The following is a 15784-nucleotide window of genomic DNA, read 5'->3' as shown; positions in this document are numbered from 1 at the left end:
GCGCACCTGCGCCAGCACATGGCCGACGCCCGCCTGCGCGCCCGCGCCCACACCCGCGAGCACGGCGAGGACCCGGCAGAGATCAGGGACTGGGCGTGGCCGTACTCGTCGTGAGCATCGGTTCCTCGACGGTCGAGCACCGGCGGCTCGCGCACGACGCCGGGCCGCACGTGCCACCTGCCTGATCGGCAGCCGGTGCCGAAGCCCGTGTTCCAGGCAGCGCGTCGAAGACGCCCGCGATCGGACGACCTCTACCCGCCGGACCGCCGGGGCGGGTGGAGGTCACGATCATCGCGGAGCGGCGTGCTCCCGATCTCACGGCCGACACCCCGGGAAACAGCAAACCCCAGGCCGATGGCCTGGGGAAACTGTGGTGGACGATACAGGGATTGAACCTGTGACCCCTTCCGTGTCAGGGAAGTGCTCTCCCGCTGAGCTAATCGTCCGCATGGGGAAGGACCAGAGGTGGAGACGGGATTTGAACCCGTGTAGACGGCTTTGCAGGCCGTTGCCTCGCCTCTCGGCCACTCCACCGAGTGGGGGGCGCATGCCCCTTTTCCGAGCGGAAGACGGGATTCGAACCCGCGACCCTCACCTTGGCAAGGTGATGCTCTACCACTGAGCCACTTCCGCGTGTTTCCCCCGGGTTTCCCACCCGGTGGCGACGAGAGAACTCTAGCGGGTTTTCCCGGCGGTTGCGTAACCGTGCGTTCAGCCGGCGGCCCCGTGGCCGTCGCGCGGACCCGCCCGCGGCCATCCGTGCGGAGGGGCCGGCCGGGTGATCGTTCAGCCGTCCTGCTCGGGCGGGCGGCGCAGCTGGCGGGCGACGACGCGCTCCACGGCGGGCAGGGTGAGGAAGATCTCCAGGATGCGGGTGAGGCGGTGCACCTCGATGCGGTGGAAGGCGGGGCCGTCGGCGCGGGCCAGCAGGAAGGTCAGGGCCAGCGGGGGCAGCGGGGCGGCGATCACGTGCAGGCCGGAGTCGAGGGTGAAGGCCGTCGGGCGGATGGGCGTCTCGTCGGGGAAGGGCAGCTGCTCGGGGGCGCGCCAGCTGGAGTGGACGAGCGTGCGAGGGCTCTTCTCGGTCGCCGCCGCCGCCCAGTCGGCGCTGAACAGCACGGGCATGGAGTCGAGCAGGGTGGCCAGGGCGCGGTCGCCCGCGGTGGTGATGTACTTGAGGATCTCCAGCTCCGGGTAGGTGCCCGGCGCCTCGCGTGTGCCCCAGATGCCCTCGATCGTCACCCCCGGCACGCTCTCCAGCCCCTCGACCAGGCTCTCCCTGGGGGCGGAGTCGGGCCAGTAGACGGTGATGTCGTCCAGCGCCCGGCCCTCGCCGCGGTCGAGGACGACCACCTGGGTGATGTCCGCGCCCGCGACACCGAGGACACGGGTCACCTTCCCCAGGGAGCCCGGCTGGTCGGGCAGTGCGATCCGCAGTCGCAGTAGCATCCGCGGCCTCCCGTGTCACGTTGATCTACGCCAGAGACACCATACCCAGCGATGATTCGTCCTGCTCGTCGCGGTGCGGTAGAAAAGCCAGGTGGAGTCGTTGAAACTGGGATCGCTGGAGGTATGGCCGCCGGTCGTCCTCGCCCCGATGGCCGGGATCACCAACGCGCCGTTCCGCACCCTGTGCCGGGAGCAGGGCGGCGGCCTGTTCGTCTGCGAGATGATCACGACGCGGGCGCTGGTGGAGCGCAATCCCAAGACCTTCAAGATGATCAGGTTCGAGCCCGAGGAGAACCCCCGCAGCATCCAGCTGTACGGGATCGACCCGGTGACCGTCGGCAGGGCCGTCCGCATGATCGCCGAGGAGGACCTGGCCGACCACGTCGACCTCAACTTCGGCTGCCCGGTGCCCAAGGTCACCCGCAAGGGCGGCGGCTCCGCGCTGCCGTACAAGCGGAACCTGTTCCGGGCGATCCTGCGCGAGGCCGTGCGCAACGCGGGGACGCTGCCGGTGACCGTGAAGATGCGCAAGGGCATCGACGACGACCACCTGACCTACCTGGACGCCGGGCGGATCGCCGTCGAGGAGGGCGTCTCCGCGATCGCGCTGCACGGCCGCACCGCGATCCAGCACTACGGCGGCACCGCCGACTGGGAGGCGATCGCGCGGCTCAAGGAGAGCGTGACGGAGATCCCGGTGCTGGGAAACGGCGACATCTGGAGCGCCGCCGACGCGCGCCGCATGATGGACGAGACCGGGTGTGACGGGGTCGTCGTGGGCCGGGGCTGCCTGGGGCGCCCGTGGCTGTTCGCGGACCTGGCGGCCATGTGCGAGGGCGGCGACGAGCGGAGCCGCCCCCTGCTGGGCGAGGTCGCCGCGACCATGGACCGGCACGCCACCCTGATGGCCGAGTGCTTCGAGAGCGAGCGGCACGCGGTGGTCGACTTCCGCAAGCACATCGGCTGGTATCTCAAGGGCTTCACCGTCGGCGCCGAGCTCCGCCGCCGCCTGGCCACCGCGGATAGCCTGGCCGTCCTGCGGGAAGGGCTCGCCGAGCTCGACGCCGCCCAGCCGTGGCCCGACGGCGTGGACACCCCCCGGGGCAAGACCAACCCGCGCGACCGCGTCCACCTGCCCGCCGGATGGCTGGACGACCCCTACGACCTCGCGGTTCCCAGCGCGGACGCCGAGAACGACACCTCGGGCGGCTGACGGCGCCCGGGCGGACGCTCCCGGCCGCCCGGTTTTCGGTCTTCCTCTCCGGACATTTCGCTCTCTTCGTGCGTTCCGTACGGCCCGATGCCTCCCGCACGGCAGGTGTGACGCGAATGTGACCGCGCCCTGACGGACGGGCGTCAGCGATCTATGTAGTGTGCGGTCAAAGGTCGCGGCTCACACGTGGAGACGGCGGTTTGACAGGCACCACATCGGCGGGATCGGCGGGCGACACGACGACGGGCGCCGCGTCGGCGGACGAGCTGATCGCGGAGTTCGACGCGGAACGGCCCGCCCGGCGGCTGTCGGGCTGGGTGGCCGGGGCCGTCACGCTGGTCGCCCTCGGATTGTCGCTCTACGTCCTGTACCGGGCCTTCCGGCCCGGCGCCGTGCTCCCGTACCGGATGGGCTTCCTCGCGGTCGTGCTGCCGCTCACCTTCGTCTGCTACAAGCCGGGGCGGCGGGGCACCGACCGGCCGGGCGTCGCGGACTGGGCGCTGGCCCTGCTGGCGCTGGTGGCCTGTCTCTACCCGCTGGTGGTCTTCGACGACTTCATCCGGCGCGCCTTCGAGCCGACGGCCCTCGACGTGGTGGCCGGGGCGGTCATCGTGCTGCTGGTCCTGGAGGCCTGCCGCCGCACCGTCGGATGGATACTGCCCGCGGTCTGCGTCGCGTTCGCCCTCTACGCCTACTACGGCGGCTACCTGCCCTTCGACTGGGTCATCGGGCACCGCGGCTACGACATCGACCGGATCCTCGTCTCGTTCGTGATGGGCACCGACGGCGTGTACGGGGTGCCGCTCGACGTGGCGGCCACCTACATCATCCTGTTCACCGTCTACGGCGCGGTCCTCGACCACTCCGGGGCGGGGAAGTTCTTCGTGGACGTCTCCCTGGCCGCGTTCCGCCGCTCGCGTTCCGCGCCCGGCCGTACGGTCACCCTCGCCGGGTTCCTGCTCGGCACGGTGAGCGGCTCGGGCGTCGCGACGACGGTGAGCGTGGGCAGCGTCGCCTGGCCGATCCTGCGCAGGGCGGGATACCCGCCCGAGCAGGGCGGGGGAGTGCTCGCCGCGGCGGGCATCGGGGCGATCCTGTCGCCTCCCACGCTCGGCGCGGCGGCGTTCATCATCGCCGAGTACCTGCGGGTCGGTTACCTCACGGTGCTGCTCTACGCCACCGTCCCCACGGTCCTGTACTACCTGGGCATCTTCCTCGCCATCGAGATCGACGCCCGCAAGTACGGGACGCGGGCCGTCGAGGTGGACGCGCCGAGGTTCTGGCCGCTGGTCAGGCGGTTCGGCTACCACTTCAGCTCGCTCTTCGTGATCGTCGTCCTGATGGCGCTGGGCCAGTCGCCGTTCCGCGCCGTGGTGTACGCCACGCTGCTGGCCGCCGCGCTCTCCTTCCTCGACAGGGAGCACGCCCTCACCCCGCGCAGGGCGGCGAGGGCCCTGGCGGCGGGGACGACCGGGGTGCTGCCGGTCGCGGCGACCTGCGCCGCCGCCGGGCTCATCGTCGCCGTCGTCACGCTCACCGGTCTCGGGCTCAAGGCGAGCTCGCTGATCGTCGGGGCCTCGGGCGGGATCCTGGCCGTCACCGCGCTGCTGTGCGCGGTCGCGGTGCTCGTGCTCGGCCTCGCCGTGCCGGTGACCGCGTCGTTCGTCATCGCGGCGGTCATCATCGGGCCCGCGCTGACGGATCTCGGCGTCAGCCAGGCAGAGGCGTACATGTTCATCTTCTACTACGCCGTGCTGTCGGAGGTCAGCCCGCCCACGGCGCTGTCGGCCTTCGCGGCGTCGGCCATCACCGGCGGCAACGCGTACCGGACCATGATGGCGACCTGGAAGTACACGCTGCCCGCGTTCCTGGTGCCGTTCGCCTTCGTGCTGACCCCCGGCGGGGCCGGGCTGCTGGCCCAGGGCACGATCGGGGAGATCCTGGCGGCCACCGGGGTCTCGGCGCTCGCGGTCGCCGCGCTGGCCGCCGCCACCGGCGGGCGGCTGCTCGGCCCGGCCGGGCCCGTCGAGCGGGTGCTGTGCGCGGTGGCGGCGGTGCTGCTGCTGTTCCTGTCGCCGCTGCCCGCCCTCGCCGGGGCGGGTCTCCTGATCGTGGCCGTCTCCCTCCATCTGGTGATGCGCAAACGAGAGGCAGTTCATTGACCGTCAAACGCGTGGCCGTCCTGCTGGCGGCGGGGGTCCTGTTCCTCGCCGGGTGCGGAGGGGACCGGTCGGCAGAGCAGAGCGCGGGCCAGAGCGGCGCCGCGGGCAAGCGGCTGTCGATCGCCACCGGCAACACCACCGGCGTCTACTACGTCCTCGGCGGAGGGCTGGCCGACCAGATCGGCAAGAACCTCCCCGGCTACCAGGCCACGGCCGAGGCGACCGGAGCCTCGGTGGAGAACATCCAGCGGGTCGTCAGGGGCGACTCCGACATCGCCTTCACCCTGGCCGACTCCGCCGCCGACGCCGTCGCGGGCAAGGGCGCGTTCACCGCGCCCCAGCCGATCCGCGCCGTCGCCCGCCTGTACGACAACTACACCCAGGTGGTCGCCACCGCCGAGTCCGGGGTGAAGTCGGTCGCCGACCTCAAGGGCAAGCGGGTCTCCACCGGCTCGCCCAACTCCGGCACCGAGGTGATCGCGCTGCGCCTGCTGAAGGCCGCCGGCCTCGACCCGGAGAAGGACGTCACCCGGCAGTCGCTGGGCCTGCCCGAGAGCGTGCAGGCCGTCAAGGACGGCGACCTCGACGCCCTGGTCTGGTCGGGCGGGCTGCCCACGCCGGGCCTCACCGACCTGCTGACCTCGCTCAAGGACGAGGTCGTCTTCGTCCCGCTGGACGGGGTACTGCCCGCGATGCAGGCCGAGCACGGCCAGGTGTACGCCGCGGGCACGATCGCCAAGGACGTCTACGCGACCCCGGCCGACGTGTCCACGATCTCGGTGCCCAACCTGCTCGTCGTGAACGAGAAGATGGACGCCGCCCTGGCCGGGGGCCTGACGAAGCTGCTCTTCGACCGCAAGGCGGACCTGGAGAAGGTCCACCCCGCGGCCAAGGACATCACCCGCGACAACGCCCAGAAGACCGAGCCGGTGCCCCTGCACGACGGCGCGAAGAAGTACTACGGCTGACGGGTTCCCGGTTCTCCACGGCCTCGGGGGCGGGCGGCCGCCGGACCCGTGGGAGAGACGGGACGAGGATGCGGCACGGCCGGCCCGGGCCTCGCGCGTCGCCCGGCGCCGCGTGCCGTGCGCGGCGTCCGTGAGCTCCAAGTTTGCCTCCCGTCTCGGACGGGGGCCGTGTCGGGCCCCCGTCCCCGGGTATCCCGAAACGTGTGAACACGTGGGGCAAGAGAGATGACATGGTGGTCCACGGGACCGATCCGTACAACGCCGAGCCTCCGCCGGGCGCCCTGGCCGATCAGCTCCTCACCCCCCTCGACACCTTCTACAGCCGCAACCACGGTCCCGTCCCCGACCTGGATCCGGGGTCCTGGCGTCTGACCGTGGACGGCCTGGTCGAGCGCCCGCTGACGCTGTCCCTGGAGGAGTTGCGCTCGGGGTTCCCCGAGGTCGGCCTGGTGGCGACCCTGCAGTGCGCGGGCAACCGCAGGGCCGGCCTGCTCGAGGTGCGTGACATTCCCGGTGAGGATCCCTGGGGGGCCGGTGCCACCTCCACCGCCCGCTGGAGCGGTGTCGGCCTGGCCGGGGTCCTCGCCCGCGCCGGGCTGCGCCCCGAGGCCGCGCACATCGCCTTCACCGCTCCCGACGTCTCCAGGCTCGCCGATCCGGCCCAGCCCTACGGCGGCTCGATACCCGTGGCCAAGGCCACCGGCGGGGACGTCCTGCTGGCCTGGGCCATGAACGACCGGCCGCTGCCCCCGGCCCACGGCGCCCCGCTCCGGGTCGTCGTCCCCGGCTGGGTCGGCGCCCGCAGCGTCAAATGGCTCCAGCGCGTCACCGCGCGCAAGGACCCCTCGGACAACTACTTCCAGGCCACCGCCTACCGCCTCCTGCCCCCCGAGGCCGACCCCGCCAAGGCGGGACCCGGTGACGGCATCTCCCTGGGACCCGTCGTCCTCAACACCGCCATCCTGAGCCCCGCCGACGGTGCCCGCCCGCGGCCGGGCCTCACGCGCGTCACCGGCTACGCCTACGCCGGGGACGGCCGCACCGTCTCCCGCGTCGACGTCTCCCTCGACGGGGGCGACAGCTGGGTGCAGGCGGATCTCGGTGAGCAGGCGGGCCCCTGGGCGTGGCGGCACTGGCACACCACCGCCGAGCTGGGAGAGGGCGAGACCGTGATCACCGCCCGCGCCTGGGACAGCTGCGGGGCCACCCAGCCGGAGTCGGCCCGGCACGTGTGGAATCCCAAGGGGTACGCCAACACCTCGTGGTCCCGCGTCCGCGTCACCTGCGTCCCCTGAGGGGACCTGAGGGGACGCAGGCCGGCTGACCAAGGGACGCGCCGCCGCGCTGCCCGCCTTCAGGCCTCGACGGAGCCGCCGCTGCGCCAGTAGACGTTGTTCTCCCTGCTGAGCATGCCCTCGTCGACGAGATAGCGGCGCAGCGCCGCGTAGTCGTCGTGGAAGGCGCGCAACGCGACGTTGACCTCCTTCTCGGAGTAACGGACCCCCGGCTCGAAGACCTGGACCACGTAGTCGAGCACGACCAGCTGCTTGTCGCGCTTGGTGGGGATCGCCCGCAGTCGTCCCTCGACGAGGAAGGACTGCAGCACCCTCTCCTCGGGGGAGGCCGGGGCGGCGGGCCTGGCCGTGGCGTGCAGCAGCTCACGGAAGCGCTCGCGCCGGACCTCCCACTCGCCGCCCTCTGCCCGTACGGCGAGCCCGCCGCGTTCCAGGCGGTCCAGCGCGCGCCTGACCGCCTCCCTGTCGAGGCCGGACTCCTCCTCCGGCTTGCCGCCCAGCACCAGGGCGGCCAGCACCTTCAACGTGTCTTCCTGGTACAGCAGGCCCAGCACCTGCCTGATCGCGTCGTCGCTCATCCCGCCATTCTTGCCGGTCCCGACGGATGTTTCCGCGCCGGAAGACGGCGGAGGAGGACCTCAGAGGCGGTTCAGGCCGATGACGTGGACCACCGCGCGGCCCTCCTCGTCGGAGGCGGCGAGGTCGACCTGGGCGTCGATGCCCCAGTCGCCGTCGCCCGCCGGGTCGGAGACGACCTGGCGGACCCGCCAGAACTCCTTCTCCTCCTCGATGCGCAGCAGGCCGGGGCCGCGGGCGTCCGGGCCGGTGCCGATCTCCTCGTGGTCGTCGTAGTAGGCGTCGAGCGCGGCGCCCCAGTCGACGTCGGGGGCGAGCTGCTCCAGCTCCTGCTCGTTCTCCAGGGAGGCCAGCTCGATCAGGCGGAACATCGCGTTGCGGACCAGCACCCGGAACGCGCGGGTGTTGGCGGTGACCGGCTTGGTGCTCTCCTCCAGCGAGGGCGCCTCCAGCTCCCCGGCCGGGTTCTGCAGCTGCTCCCACTCGTCCAGGAGGCTGGAGTCGACCTGGCGGACCAGCTCGCCGAGCCACTCGATGAGGTCGACCAGGTCCTCGGTCTTGAGGTGCTCGGGGATGGTCCGCGACAGGGTGCGGTAGGCGTCGGCCAGATAGCGCAGCACGGTGCCCTCGGAGCGGGTCAGCTCGTAGAACTGCACGTAGTCGGCGAAGGTCATCGCCCGCTCGTACATGTCGCGGACGACGCTCTTGGGGCTGACCGTGTAGTCGCCCACCCAGGGGTGGCCGCGCCGGTAGGTCTCGTAGGCGCCCAGCAGCATGTCGGCCATCGGCATCGGGTAGGTGACGTCGGCCAGGAGCTCCATCCGCTCCTCGTACTCGATGCCGTCGGCCTTCATCAGCGCCACCGCCTCGCCGCGCGCCTTGTTGAGCTGCGCCGACAGGATCTGGCGGGGGTCGTCGAGGATGGACTCGATGATCGAGACCATGTCCAGGGCGTAGTTGGGCGACTCCATGTCGAGGAGTTCGAGGGTGGCCAGCGCGAAGGTGGACAGCGCCTGGTTCAGCGCGAAGTCCTCCTGCAGGTCGACGGTGAGGCGGGCCATCCGGCCGTGCTCGTCGGGCTCGCTCAGCTTCTCCACCACGCCTCCGGCCAGCAGCGACCGGTAGATCGCGATGGCCTGGCTGATGTGCCGCCGCTGCCACTTGCGGTCCTCGTGGTTGTCGGTGAGCAGGTGGCGCATCGCCGCGTAGCAGTCGCCGGGCCGGTTGATCACCGCGAGGAGCATGGCGTTGCTGACCTTGAACCGGGAGTTCAGCGGCTCCGGCTCGGCGGCCTGTAGCTTCTCGAAGGTCTCCTCGCTCCAGCCGACGAAACCCTCCGGCGGCTTCTTGCGGGCGAACCCGCGCCGTCTCTTGGGATCGTCGCCGATCTTGGCCAGGGCCTTCTCGTTCTCCACGACGTGGTCGGGGGCCTGGCAGACGACGTAGCCGATGGTGTCGAACCCGGCCCGCCCGGCCCGCCCGGCGATCTGGTGGAACTCGCGGGCGCGCAGCCGCCGCACCTTGTTGCCGTCGTACTTCGACAGCGCGGTGAACAGCACGGTCCTGATCGGGACGTTGACGCCGACGCCGAGCGTGTCGGTGCCGCAGATGACCTTCAGCAGGCCCGCCTGGGCGAGGCGTTCCACCAGGCGGCGGTACTTCGGGAGCATCCCGGCGTGGTGCACGCCGATGCCGTGCCGCACCAGGCGGGAGAGCGCCTTGCCGAACCGGGTGGTGAACCGGAAGTGGCCGATCATGGAGGCGATCGCCTCCTTCTCGGCCTTGGTCGACATGTTGATGCTCATCAGCGCCTGCGCCCGCTCCATGGCCGAGGCCTGGGTGAAGTGGACGACGTAGACGGGGTACTGGTTGGTGGTGAGCATCTCCTCCAGCGTCTCGTGGAGGGGGGTGAGCCGGTAGGAGTAGACGAGCGGGACCGGGCGCTCGGCGTTCTTCACCACCGCGGTGGGCCTGCCGGTGCGCCGGGTGAGGTCCTCCTCGAACCTGGTGACGTCCCCCAGGGTCGCCGACATCAGGATGAACTGGACGTTCGGCAGCTCCAGGAGCGGCACCTGCCAGGCCCAGCCGCGGTCGGGCTCGGAGTAGAAGTGGAACTCGTCCATCACGACCTGGCCGATGTCGGCCGCGGCGCCGTCGCGCAGCGCGACGTTGGCGAGGATCTCCGCGGTGCAGCAGATGATCGGCGCCCCGGGGTTCACGCTCGCGTCGCCGGTCATCATCCCGACGTTCTCTGTGCCGAACACCGCGCACAGGTCGAAGAACTTCTCCGACACCAGCGCCTTGATCGGCGCGGTGTAGAAGGTGCGCACGTCCCTGGTCAGCGCGGTGAAATGGGCTCCGGCGGCGACCAGGCTCTTGCCCGAGCCGGTCGGGGTGGCGAGGATCAGGTTGTTTCCCGACACCACCTCGATGAGAGCCTCCTCCTGCGCCGGGTAGAGGGTCAGTCCCCGCTCGGAGTTCCATTCGACGAAGGCGTCGAAGATGGTGTCGGGGTCGGCGTCGATCTCTTCTGGCAGGCGGTCTACGAGGCTCACGGTTCAATACTGCCGAAGAACTTGAGGTGGTCGGACCGGAGGCGGTCACGGATCACCTTACATTCCAGGTAAAGTGCGTGACTTTGTGTAGTTATGGCTGCTTTTTTCGGCATAAATGCTGATCAAATCAGATGATGCCGCCGTTGACGCGAAGCACCTGCCCGTTGACCCAGCGGGCGGGACCGGCGAGGAACGCCACGGCCTCGGCGATGTCCGAGGGCTGGCCCAGCCGCTCCAGCGGCGGCTGGGCGGCCATCCTGGCGACGGTCTCCTCGTCCTTGCCGTCCAGGAAGAGCGCGGTGGCGGTGGGACCGGGGGCGACGGTGTTGACGGTGACGTCCCTGCCGCGCAGCTCGCGGGCCAGGATGAGGGTCAGGCCCTCCACGGCGCCCTTGGAGGCCACGTAGGCGCCGTAGCCGGGAAGGGCGAGCCCGATGACCGAGGTGGAGAAGGTGATCAGGGCGCCGCCTCGGCGCAGCCTCCTGGCGGCCTGCTGGGCGACGGCGAAGGTGCCGCGTACGTTGACGCGCAGGATGCGGTCCAGCGCCTCGAAGTCGAGGTCGGCGACCGGGACGGGCGGGCCCATGATCCCGGCGGCGTGGACGACGACGTCGACGCCGCCGAAGGCCTCCTCGGCCGTGTCGAAGAGCGCGGAGACCGCGGCGGGGTCGCTGACGTCGGCCCGCACGGCGAGGCCCCCGCCTCCGGCCGTGGAGGCCTCCTTGGCCGCGGCCCGGCCCTCGGCGTCGTCGCTCGCGTAGTTGACGACGACGGCGTAACCGTCGGCGGCGAGCCGCTCCACGACCTGGCGGCCGATGCCTCGGGAACCTCCGGTGACGATGGCGACGCGAGCCGGTGCGGTGCTCATGATCGATACTCCCTCCGCGAACTTATGTACACCATGTACATATACACGTATATGACCATACTGTCCATATATTTCACAGGGGAGAGGCGACGCGGAGCCGTCCGGCGCGCTCGCCCGGCCGCGGGACGGGCGGCCCCGGCGAGCCGGCCGGGCCCGCCGGGGTGTCGCGGGAGGAGCCGGTGAGCGCCAGGCCCGCCACGATCGCGCCCGCCCCGAGCAGGGGTGCCGCCCCCGGGACGAAGCCGGTCACCGTGAGCGTGAGCAGGCCCAGTCCCACCAGCGCGGCGGCCACCAGGACCCTGGCCGTCCCGCCGGTGTACGGCCCGGTCGAGGGCGGCGTCTCGAACCGGGCGAACCCCCGCAGCAGCGGCCACATCGCCAGGGCGAGCAGGAGCAGCCAGTGCGGCCAGCCGGAGAACCAGGCCGAGGTGCCCGGCTCGGGGGTGGAGATGCCCAGCCCCACCACGACCATCGAGACGATGACGAACAGCGCGCTCATGTGCCACAGGTAGAGGGTCATCATCCGGCCGCCGGCCCAGCCCAGCGCCCGCGAGACCCCCGGCCACCCCGCGAAGGAGACGATCCACCGGCGCAGCGCCAGGACCAGCCCGACCTGGCCCACCCCGATCGAGAGCAGCGCGACCGTGGGCGGCGCCATGTTGGAGACGGCGGCCCCCGGCATCCCGATCATGCTGAGTGGGTAGGGGCCGAGGGCCGTCAGCGCCGCGCCCAGGCCGTACCCGGCCAGGGCCAGGACCCAGGGGCGGCCCAGCCGGCCGTCGGCGTACAGGAAGCCGAGCTGGTGCACCGCCAGCCAGACCAGCACGATGTTGGGGAGACCGGCGATGTCGAGGCCGCCGGTGAAGCGCAGGACGTCCACCGCCACGGCCCCCGCCGCCAGCGCGGCCGGCACCCGCCAGCCGTACACCATGTTGAGCCTGAGCATCGGCGTGGTCGCCGCCACCGCGACAAGATAGATCGCCAGGAACCAGAGCAGCTGCCCGGCCAGCCGCGAGGCGGTCATCACCGGCTGCTCCGGCACGCCGAGCGCGAGGAGCAGGTGGGGGAGGGGCAGCCAGACCGCCGCCAGCGGGACGACCGGCCAGGCCAGGCGGCGCAGGCGCCCCGCGAGCCACGCGGGAGTCGCCTCACCGCGGCGTGCCGCGCCGCGCCGGCTGATCGCGTTGGCCGCGCCGCCCGCGAAGAACACCAGCGGCATCACCTGGCTGATCCACGTGATCATCCACCCGTTCCCCGCGGCCAGCGCGTTGCCGGTGGATATCCGCCCGTCGGCGAAGGAGAGCAGCGGCATGCTCCAGTGCTGGAGCACCACCAGGACCATGCCGAACACCCGGAGCACGTCGATGAACGGGTCGCGCCCGGCGGGCGCCGGTGCCGTGCGAGGGGTCGGGATCGCCGCCAGGGGGGCTGTCGGGAAAACCGTCGGAGGCACGGTCGGGGTCGCTGCCGGCCGCACCGACGGGCCGGGGATCACGGTGGTCAAGAGGAGCTCGATTCTCAGGGAGGGAGAGAGAAGATCTCGGGAATGGCGACAGGAGAAGCCTCTCTCCAGGACCCCGGCGGCGCAGTGACGTGCGCAGCAGTCTTCTCGCCCGATCTCCCCCACCATCTCGGGTAGTGCTGGCCCCACCCCCGTAAGCGGGCACGCAGGGTCGATCGGCGCGGCCGGTCCTCGTAGCGTGGGCGGCATGAGAACCCTCCTGCGCCGCATCGGCACCGACACCCGCTATCTGGTCGTGGGCTTCCCGCTGTCCGTCATCTGGTTCGTCCTGATGGTGGCCGGCTTCGCCGCGGGGGTCGGGTCGGCCGTCGCGTTCGTGGGGCTGCCCGTCCTCGCGACGACCCTCCTGGTCGCCCGGGGCTTCGCGGACGTCGAGCGGCGCTGGCTGCCCGAGGTGCTCGGCCGTCCCGTCTCCCGGCCGAGGTACCGGCCCGCCCCGGAGAACGCCGGATGGTTCCGCAGGATGATCAACCCGTTCACCAACGGCCAGTCGTGGCTCGACCTGCTCTACGGCATCGTGGCCTTCCCGATCTCCATCATCACCTTCGTGCTGGCGGTTGTCTGGTGGGCCGGGTCGATCGCCGGCCTCACCTACCCGCTCTACGGGTGGATCGTCTACGCCATCCCCGGCAACGACGGGGGTCTCGGCATGCTCCTCGGCCTGGGCGGCAGCCTGTGGGTCGAAGTGATCATCAACACCACCATCGGCGTGCTCTTCGCCCTCACCCTCCCGGTGATCGTGCGGGGTGCCGCGCTCGTCCAGGCCGGGCTCGGCCGGGCCATGCTGACCGGGGTCGCCGAGCTGCACGACCGCATCGACGACCTGGCCGAGGGCCGGGCCGCCGCGGTGTCGGCCGAGGCGAACGCGCTGCGCCGGCTGGAGCGCGACATCCACGACGGGCCGCAGCAGCGCCTGGTCTCCCTGGCCATGGACCTGTCGCGGGCCCAGCGCCAGCTCAGGCGCGACCCGGCGGGCGTCGAGCAGATGCTGGGCCAGGCGATCACCTCCACCCGCGAGACCCTGGACGAGCTGCGCGCCCTCTCGCGCGGCATCGCCCCGCCGATCCTCAGTGACCGCGGCCTGGCTCCCGCCCTCGCCGCGCTCGCCGGGCGCTGCACCATTCCCGTCGAGCTGGACGTCCAGATCGAGGGACGCTTCCCCGCCGCGGTGGAGAACACCGTCTACTTCGTCGTCGCCGAGTCGCTCACCAACGTCGCCAAGCACAGCCACGCCACGGTCTGTACCGTGACGCTGAGCAGGACGGGGGACTTCCTCATGCTGACGATCGGGGATGATGGGGTCGGCGGCGCCCATGTCGCCAAGGGGCATGGCCTGTCGGGTCTCGGTGATCGCCTCAAGGCGGTCGACGGTGAGCTGGTGGTCGACTCACCGGCCGGAGGGCCGACGGTCATAGTGGCGGAGGTTCCGTGCGGGTAGTTGTGGCCGACGACGCGGTGCTCATCAGGGAGGGCCTGATCAGGCTCCTGGAGGAGTTCGGCTGCCAGGTGGTCGCGGCGGTGGGGGACGGCGACGGGCTGGTGGAGGCCGTCGCCGAGCACCGTCCCGACGTCTCGGTGGTGGACGTGCGGATGCCGCCCGGCTTCACCGACGAGGGGCTGCGGGCGGCGGTGGAGGCGCGCCGGAGGGTTCCGGGCACGCCGGTGCTGATCCTGTCGCAGTACGTGGAGGTGTCCTATGCCGACGACCTGCTCGCCGACGCCAGGGGCGCGGTGGGATACCTGCTCAAGGACCGCGTCGTGGACGTGGACGACTTCATGGGGGGCCTGCGCACGGTCGCGGCCGGAGGTACGGTCTTCGACCCCCAGGTGGTGGCACAGCTGATGGTGCGACGCCGCCGCGACGATCCCCTCGCCCAGCTCACCCCGCGAGAGCGCGAGGTGCTCGGCCTGATGGCCGAGGGCAGGTCCAACCCGGCCATCGGCCGACAGCTGGTGGTCAGCGACGGGGCCGTGGAGAAGCACATCCGCAGCATCTTCGCCAAGCTCGGCCTGTACGCCGAGGACGGCGACCAGCACCGCCGCGTCCTCGCGGTCCTGGCCTACCTGCGTTCCTGACCCGCGCTCCCACCCCGCGTTCCCGCACCCGCGCTCTCACCCCCCCTGCTCTCACAGCCGCGTTCCCGACCGCGAGGAGGAACAGTGATCTCGGTCTTCGGCAGTGCCAACATGGACCTCGTGGCCTACGTCGAGGTCGCCCCCGCGCTCGGCGAGACCGTGACCGGCCGCGCCTTCGGCACGGTCCCCGGCGGCAAGGGCGCCAACCAGGCCATCGCCGCCGCGCGGGCGGGCGCCGAGGTCGCCTTCCTCGGGGCCGTGGGCGACGACGCCTTCGGCACCGAGCTGCGGCGCACGCTGGCCGAGGCGGGGGTCGACGTGACGCGCCTGCGCACGGTTCCCGGCCCCTCGGGCATCGCCCAGATCGTGGTGGACGGCGACGGCGGCAACTCGATCATCGTGGTCCCCGGCGCCAACGGGACCGTGACCGCCCCCTCCGAGGCCGAGATCGAGGTCATCTCCCGGTCCGACATGCTTCTGCTCCAGCTGGAGCTCCCCCTCGAGGCCGTCACCGCCGCCGCCAGGGCCGCCCGCGCGGCCGGGACCACCGTGGTCCTCACCCCCGCGCCCGTCCAGCCGCTCCCCGCCGAGCTGCTGGAGGCCGTGGACGTCCTGGTGGCCAACGAGCACGAGGCCGCCGCGATCACCGGCCAGGCCGATCACGGGCGCGCCCTGGAGGAGCTGAGGGGCACGGTCGGCTGGGTGATCATCACGTTGGGGTCGCGCGGCGTGCTCACCGCCTCGGGCGACGGGCCCGCCGTGCGCGTCGAGGCCCTCGAGGTGCCCGTGGTGGACACCACGGCCGCGGGCGACACCTTCGTGGGCGCCCTCGCCGCGGCCCGCGTCGAGCGGCAGCCCGCCGGCCGGGCCGTCCGCTTCGCCACCGCGGCCGCGGGCCTGTCCGTCCAGCGCGCGGGTGCCAGCACCTCGATGCCCACCCGCGCCGAGATCGACCGGAGCCTTTCCCGAACCGGTGCCTGACCTCGGCGCGAGAATGCTCGTGCCCCGGCGACGTCGCCGCTCGTCGTCTCCGGATGCGAGAGCGCCGGCCGCGCGTCGAGCCGCCCCACCGGGGCACGGTCGTCCGAAGCGCCTGGTCG

The 15784-nt window shown here is 71.8% G+C and carries 12 protein-coding genes and 3 tRNA genes; 7 read left to right on the top strand and 8 right to left on the bottom strand.

What is annotated here, in order from left to right:
• Positions 1-371: 371 nt before the first annotated feature.
• The 4 genes from ACTOQ1_RS39105 to ACTOQ1_RS39090 all read right to left on the bottom strand — a co-directional run bounded on the left by ACTOQ1_RS39105 (position 372) and on the right by ACTOQ1_RS39090 (position 1449).
• Positions 372-446: transfer RNA gene (locus ACTOQ1_RS39105), tRNA-Val, on the bottom strand.
• Positions 447-463: 17 nt separating this feature from the next.
• Positions 464-534, bottom strand: a tRNA-Cys gene (locus tag ACTOQ1_RS39100).
• A 27-nt stretch (positions 535-561) separates the two neighbouring features.
• A tRNA-Gly gene (locus ACTOQ1_RS39095) sits at positions 562-633 on the bottom strand.
• A 153-nt stretch (positions 634-786) separates the two neighbouring features.
• Positions 787-1449, bottom strand: a complete 663-nt coding sequence (locus tag ACTOQ1_RS39090) for an amino acid-binding protein (protein ID WP_440073223.1) — start codon at positions 1447-1449, stop codon at positions 787-789.
• Between the two features lie 91 nt (positions 1450-1540).
• On the opposite strand from ACTOQ1_RS39090, the gene dusB reads away from it, so the two are divergent.
• The 4 genes from dusB to ACTOQ1_RS39070 all read left to right on the top strand — a co-directional run bounded on the left by dusB (position 1541) and on the right by ACTOQ1_RS39070 (position 7087).
• The gene (gene dusB / locus ACTOQ1_RS39085) at positions 1541-2662 is read left to right on the top strand and encodes a tRNA dihydrouridine synthase DusB (RefSeq protein WP_440073221.1); all 1122 of its coding nucleotides are present in this window, start codon (positions 1541-1543) and stop codon (positions 2660-2662) included.
• Between the two features lie 200 nt (positions 2663-2862).
• Entirely contained in the window at positions 2863-4824 is a 1962-nt protein-coding gene (locus ACTOQ1_RS39080; RefSeq protein WP_440073219.1) for a TRAP transporter permease, read from the top strand.
• Positions 4821-5792: a TAXI family TRAP transporter solute-binding subunit gene (locus tag ACTOQ1_RS39075; RefSeq protein WP_440073217.1), complete on the top strand. Its 972-nt coding sequence runs from the start codon at positions 4821-4823 to the stop codon at positions 5790-5792. Before ACTOQ1_RS39080 ends, ACTOQ1_RS39075 begins: the two co-directional genes overlap by 4 nt.
• A 230-nt stretch (positions 5793-6022) precedes the next feature.
• Entirely contained in the window at positions 6023-7087 is a 1065-nt protein-coding gene (locus ACTOQ1_RS39070; RefSeq protein ID WP_440073216.1) for a sulfite oxidase, read from the top strand.
• 59 nt (positions 7088-7146) lie between these two features.
• On the opposite strand, the gene ACTOQ1_RS39065 is transcribed toward ACTOQ1_RS39070, so the two are convergent.
• The 4 genes from ACTOQ1_RS39065 to ACTOQ1_RS39050 all read right to left on the bottom strand — a co-directional run bounded on the left by ACTOQ1_RS39065 (position 7147) and on the right by ACTOQ1_RS39050 (position 12539).
• Entirely contained in the window at positions 7147-7665 is a 519-nt protein-coding gene (locus tag ACTOQ1_RS39065) for a DUF2087 domain-containing protein (RefSeq protein ID WP_440073214.1), read from the bottom strand.
• Between the two features lie 60 nt (positions 7666-7725).
• On the bottom strand, positions 7726-10218 hold the full coding sequence (locus ACTOQ1_RS39060; RefSeq protein WP_440073212.1) for a DEAD/DEAH box helicase: 2493 nt from the start codon (positions 10216-10218) through the stop codon (positions 7726-7728).
• 127 nt (positions 10219-10345) lie between these two features.
• Positions 10346-11086, bottom strand: a complete 741-nt coding sequence (locus tag ACTOQ1_RS39055) for an SDR family oxidoreductase (RefSeq protein ID WP_440073211.1) — start codon at positions 11084-11086, stop codon at positions 10346-10348.
• 73 nt (positions 11087-11159) lie between these two features.
• Complete coding sequence (locus ACTOQ1_RS39050) at positions 11160-12539, bottom strand: acyltransferase family protein (RefSeq protein WP_440073209.1); 1380 nt, start codon at positions 12537-12539, stop codon at positions 11160-11162.
• A 256-nt stretch (positions 12540-12795) separates the two neighbouring features.
• Here ACTOQ1_RS39050 and ACTOQ1_RS39045 point away from each other — a divergent pair, with 256 nt between their 5' ends.
• The 3 genes from ACTOQ1_RS39045 (at position 12796) to ACTOQ1_RS39035 (ending at position 15665) form a co-directional block, all read left to right on the top strand.
• Positions 12796-14046 (top strand): sensor histidine kinase, encoded by a 1251-nt coding sequence (locus ACTOQ1_RS39045; RefSeq protein ID WP_440073207.1) that lies wholly within the window; start codon positions 12796-12798, stop codon positions 14044-14046.
• On the top strand, positions 14037-14684 hold the full coding sequence (locus ACTOQ1_RS39040; RefSeq protein WP_350966815.1) for a response regulator transcription factor: 648 nt from the start codon (positions 14037-14039) through the stop codon (positions 14682-14684). Before ACTOQ1_RS39045 ends, ACTOQ1_RS39040 begins: the two co-directional genes overlap by 10 nt.
• A gap of 84 nt (positions 14685-14768) precedes the next feature.
• On the top strand, positions 14769-15665 hold the full coding sequence (locus ACTOQ1_RS39035; protein WP_440073206.1) for a ribokinase: 897 nt from the start codon (positions 14769-14771) through the stop codon (positions 15663-15665).
• Positions 15666-15784: the final 119 nt, after the last annotated feature.

This window comes from Streptosporangium sp. OZ121 (assembly GCF_051918885.1).
Taxonomy (GTDB): Bacteria; Actinomycetota; Actinomycetes; order Streptosporangiales; family Streptosporangiaceae; genus Streptosporangium.
This window is presented reverse-complemented; position numbering and strand designations above follow the sequence as displayed.